The sequence below is a fragment of the Kitasatospora sp. NPDC058406 genome, from assembly GCF_042722765.1.
Classification (GTDB): Bacteria; Actinomycetota; Actinomycetes; order Streptomycetales; family Streptomycetaceae; genus Kitasatospora.
In genome coordinates this window covers 1-4,506 of the sequence record NZ_JBHXKE010000418.1, presented here as the reverse complement: position 1 = coordinate 4,506, position 4,506 = coordinate 1, and the positions used below count along the sequence as shown (strand labels likewise).

The 4,506-nt window shown below is 73.3% G+C and carries 4 protein-coding genes; 2 read left to right on the top strand and 2 right to left on the bottom strand.

Going from position 1 to position 4,506, the window contains the following annotated elements:
• Positions 1–35: 35 nt before the first annotated feature.
• Positions 36–1,418 (bottom strand): condensation domain-containing protein, encoded by a 1,383-nt coding sequence (locus ACFWOG_RS39795; protein ID WP_329952649.1) that lies wholly within the window; start codon positions 1,416–1,418, stop codon positions 36–38.
• A gap of 384 nt (positions 1,419–1,802) precedes the next feature.
• Here ACFWOG_RS39795 and ACFWOG_RS39790 point away from each other — a divergent pair, with 384 nt between their 5' ends.
• Positions 1,803–2,240, top strand: coding sequence for a hypothetical protein (locus ACFWOG_RS39790; RefSeq protein WP_329952650.1), 438 nt, complete (start codon positions 1,803–1,805; stop codon positions 2,238–2,240).
• A 125-nt stretch (positions 2,241–2,365) separates the two neighbouring features.
• On the opposite strand, the gene ACFWOG_RS39785 is transcribed toward ACFWOG_RS39790, so the two are convergent.
• On the bottom strand, positions 2,366–3,178 hold the full coding sequence (locus tag ACFWOG_RS39785; protein ID WP_329884383.1) for a class I SAM-dependent methyltransferase: 813 nt from the start codon (positions 3,176–3,178) through the stop codon (positions 2,366–2,368).
• A gap of 192 nt (positions 3,179–3,370) precedes the next feature.
• On the opposite strand from ACFWOG_RS39785, the gene ACFWOG_RS39780 reads away from it, so the two are divergent.
• Positions 3,371–4,506: DEDDh family exonuclease (locus ACFWOG_RS39780; protein ID WP_380364528.1), on the top strand; the 1,136-nt coding region annotated here is incomplete at its 3' end.

Below are 4,506 nucleotides of genomic sequence, written 5' to 3'. Positions count from 1 at the left end.
GTTGCGCGGCCGGCCGGGCCGTCCGGTTCGGCGGGTCAGCCCGCCGGGACGGCGACGGCCTCGGCCGCCCCGGCCAGGGCCTCGGCCTCGCCGACGACCAGGTTCTCGATGCCGAGGAGGAAGCGGGCCATGGCGGGGCGGGGGAGGACGGCCGGATCGGCGGTCATGGCGAGCTGGAGGGCGTCGCCGGTCTGCAGGGCGTCCAGCGCGTAGCTGAGGCCGGGCCGCGGGTCGAACTCGGTCGGCCAGGTCAGGGTGGTCCGTTCGCGAGCCCGGTCGAGCGGCTCGGAGGACGGCACGGGGGCGGTCGCCAGGGTGGCCGGCAGGAGGTCGCGGGTGTCGTTGAAGATGCACGACCGGTCGGCCAGCGGGACGCCCTCCGCCGTCAGGCGGTCGATCTCGCCGTCCAGCAGGCGCCGCTCGTAGTAGGCGTGGCGGTACGTGGCGATCGCGGCGGCCTGGGTGCGCCGGACCGTCTCGCCGAAGTCGCCCGCGGCGTTCGGCAGATGGAACACGCCGTCGCTCGCGATCACGCTCACCGCGTCGGTCAGGCCCGGCAGGAAGCGGTTGCTGACGATGACCTGGATCACGACGTCCGGTGATCCCGAGAGCTCGGCGGTCATCGTGCAGGCCGCCGCCAGCAGCACGGAGGAGGAACTCGCCCGGTGGGCGGTGGCGACCAGGTCGACCGCGCGGAGCAGGGCGGGCGAGTCGAGCAGTGCGTTCGGGAACGGCGCGGACTCCGCGGTGGTGGGCGGGAAGAGGCGGGGCGGGCCGAGCCGCAGCTTGCGCAGGACGTGCGCGCGGGCGTTGGCGTCGCGGCGTCTTCCCCGCTCCGACCGCTGGAACTCCGCCTCCTCCAGCGGCTGCTGGGGCGACCGCTCGGCCCGGACGGACTCGGGGGTGGCGCCCAGGGCCAGCTCGGTGAGGTCCTGGATCACCCGGCCCATTCCGCTGCCGTCCACCGCGGTGTGGGAGAGGACCAGGGTGATGTGCCGGACCAGCCCGTCGGCGATCACCAGACCGACCCGGAGCGGCCAGTCGGTGGCACTGTCGAACGGGTCGGCGGCCAGCCGGCGGTGGAGTGCGCTGCCGGCGGTGGCGAGTTCGGTGGGGTCGTCGTCGCAGTGCCGGGTGTGCACGGTCAGCAGGCCGTCCGGGTCGACGGTCTGGCGCAGCCCGGTCCCGCTCTCGTCCGGGTGCAGACGGGTGTGCAGGGAGTCGTGCAGGTGGAGCAGGTCGCGCAGGGCGTCCAGGGTGGTCTGCACGGGGACGCCGGGGTCCACGGGTGAGGCCGTGGTGATGTTGTAGCGCGGACGGTCGGCGGGGGTCAGGCGGTTGACGACGTCCCAGATGGCCTGCTGGCCCCAGGTGGCCGGGCCGCTGCCGGATCTTCCGTTCGAGAAGCTGATGTCCAAGGTTCGACTCGTAGTCACCGTGGGGGTTCTCCGATGTGTGGTCCGAGGATCAGTGGTGCTGCGGAGGGTGCGGTGGGAGCCGTAGGGAGAGTCTGGCGCACCACCGGGAGATCGTCGAGAGTCCACCGGTGGGGTGGGGGTGGTTCAGGGGGGTGGCCGGTGCGGGCGAGCGGCGGAACCCGGGGCCGGGAGGATGGCGTGGCCGCCGCATGCGGAACCGCGAGATCCAGCCATGTGAAGGTCGGATCAGGTAATCATCTTCGGACGCAAGGCGAACAGCCGGTGAATCTCCGGAACCCATGGAAACATCTGGCATGTGAAGCGTGAAATTGCACTGCTTCGCACCTCGGCCCACCCTGTGCCCTTGTGAAGGAGAGATCTCCGATGAAACGATTCACCGCGATCCTTGCCGGTGCCGCCGCCCTGTCCGCGCTCGGCGCCGTGAGCGCCACCGAGGCCACCGCGCAGGCCTCCACCGCCACGACGGCGACCAAGACCTGTGTCTACGGTTTCGAAGGCATCCTGCGGACCCAGCTCTGTGCCACCGTCGACGGGGACCAGGTCTGGCTGTCCGGCTACGCCACCCCGGTCGCCATCAGCTGGACCCCGCAGACGGTCTCGTTCGACCTCACGGCCGGGATCGTCGGCGGCGCCTCGCTGGGGACCGACACCCCGAACGTCGTCATCCCCGTCGGCGGCCGGCCGGTCGGCTACGTGGCCGGGACCGCCCCCTGCGGATCGACCGTCACCGGGACGTTCTCCGTCACCAAGTGGGGCTGGCCGCCGTCGACCGCCACCGTCTCGGTGCCCGTCCCCTGCTGATCCCCGCCGGGTCCACGGACGCGCCGGTCGGCCGGCCCTCACGGGGCGGGCGGCCTGCGGGCGCGTGGACCCGGCCTCCGGAACGGTCGCCGGCCGAGCCGGGCCCGTGACGGCCCGCGCGCCGGTCAGGACCGTTCGGCGGTGACGACGTGGTAGTCGAGCAGGCCGTCCCGCCACGTCGTCAGGAAGTTGCGGGTCCAGTGGCCGGACGGGACCGTCCCCTCCAGGTAGCGGTCCAGCCCCGGCCAGACGTCCTCGCCGATGGATCCGGTGGCGATGCGGGTGAACCCGGCGTCGGCGAGGTCGGCCGTGAAGGCGTCGAGCGGGTGGGCGACGTCCAGGCCGTCGGCGAAGCTCCCGAGCAGGATGCTCAGCCGCTCGGCCGCCTCCGGACCCTCGGCGCTGAAGAACGTGGTGACCACCAGCCGGCCGCCGGGCCGCAGGACCCGGGCCGTCTCCCGCGCGAAGCCGGTCAGCTCGCGGAAGTGCTGCGCCGCCTCGACCGAGTACACGCCGTCCAGGGAGCCGTCCGCGAAGGGGAGCTCGTCCGCCGAACCGAGGGTGTAGCCGAGCCGGTCAGGGAACGTCGCCAGGGCGCGGGCGTTGACGGCGCGGGCGCGTTCGACCTGGTCGGGGTGGATGTCGACGCCCGTCACCCGGGCGAAGCGGAACTCCCGCAGCGCGAGCGCGGCGCCGAGCCCGCGCCCGCAGCCGACCTCGGCCAGCCGCAGGGACTCGGCCGGCGCGGGGAAGGCGCGCAGCACCCGGCGGTACAGGTTCTCCTGACTGAGGACGCGGTCCTCCGGCGTGGGCGCGGTGGTGTCGATGCCGCGCCAGTCCCCGAAGTTGATGAAACCGCCCGCGAAGCTCGCGGCTCGGGAAAGGTCGTCAGGGCCGTAGGTCTGGCGTACGGACGCGGGGATGCGGTCGTTGCTCATGGGGGCTCGGTCTCCGTGTGAGGGCTGAGTGGTGTCGTGGAGGTGCGTGGGTCCGCGCCCGCTCGCGGGCGCGCGCCGCAGTACGTACCCAAACGTGCCGGTAACGGAACTACCCGAAGGGGGTGGTTTCGCGGATAACAAGCAGGTCAATCGGGTTGTGAGTGATACGTGAGGATGAGCATGCTTAACGGCATGACTTCGGCTACGTCACCTCTCCGCCAGACCGCCGCGCCCGTCGCGGACACCGCCGACTACGAGCACGACTGGGCGCTCGTCGACGTCGAGACCTCCGGGCTGAGGCCCGGGCAGCACCGGGTGCTGTCGGTCGCGGTGGTGACGGTCGACGCCCAGGGCCGGCAGACCGGGGAGTTCTCGACGCTGCTCGACCCCGGGGTGGACCCGGGACCGGTCGACATCCACGGTCTGACGGCCGAGCGGCTGCGCGGGGCGCCGACCTTCGAACGGGTCGCCGGCCGGATCGCGGAGCTGTTGGAGGGACGGGTCATGGTCGCGCACAACGCCCAGTTCGACTACGACTTCCTCAGCCACGAGTTCGCGCTGGCCCGGTCCTGGCTGCCGGTCTCCCGGCGGCTCTGCACGCTCGCGCTGAACCGCCGGATCGAGACCCCCACGGACGACCTGAGGCTCGGCACGCTCGCCGCGCACTACGGCGTCGTCCAGCGGCGGGCCCACGACGCCCTGGACGACACCCGGGTGCTGGCGGGGATCCTGCGGGGGTCGCTGGTGGAGGCGGCCCGGCTGGGGGTCCCGCTGCCGCTGGTCGCCTGCCCGCCCCGGCGCACCTCGGAGTTCCGCCCGCGGATACCGAAGACGCCGTGCGGCTACCGCAACCCGGGACGCTGGGCGGCGGGCGGGCCGCTGGTGCAGGGCATGAAGGTCGCCGTCACCGGCGAGACCGTGACGGCGCGGGAGGAACTGGTGGCACGGGCGGTGGCCGCCGGACTCAACGTCATGACCTCGGTGAGCCGCCACACCAGCGTGCTGGTCGCCAACGCGGGGCCGGACGGCGCGGCTTCGGCGAAGGCCCGGCGCGCTGTGGCGGAGGGCGTGCCGCTGGTCGACGAGGCGGCGTTCCTGGCACTGCTGGCGGAGGTGCGGCCGGGGCAGTCGCACGACGCGGCCGACGGCGGCGGACCGGCGGCGCCGGTCGTGCCGGGGCCCACGGCGGCGGAGTCGCCGGTGCGGGAGTCGCCGGTCGCGGCCGGGAGCCACAGCCGCTCCAGCTCCTCGTCCAGCCAACTCAAGGTCAGCGAGCAGCCGGCCATGTCGAGACTGGTGACGAGTTCGCCGACCTCGGGGCGTACGGG

Bases quoted from the DNA above. Each gene is read 5' to 3' on its own strand.
- ACFWOG_RS39790 (WP_329952650.1), top strand. From the start codon at position 1,803: ATGAAACGATTCACCGCGATCCTTGCCGGTGCCGCCGCCCTGTCCGCG.
- ACFWOG_RS39785 (WP_329884383.1), bottom strand. From the start codon at position 3,178: ATGAGCAACGACCGCATCCCCGCGTCCGTACGCCAGACCTACGGCCCT.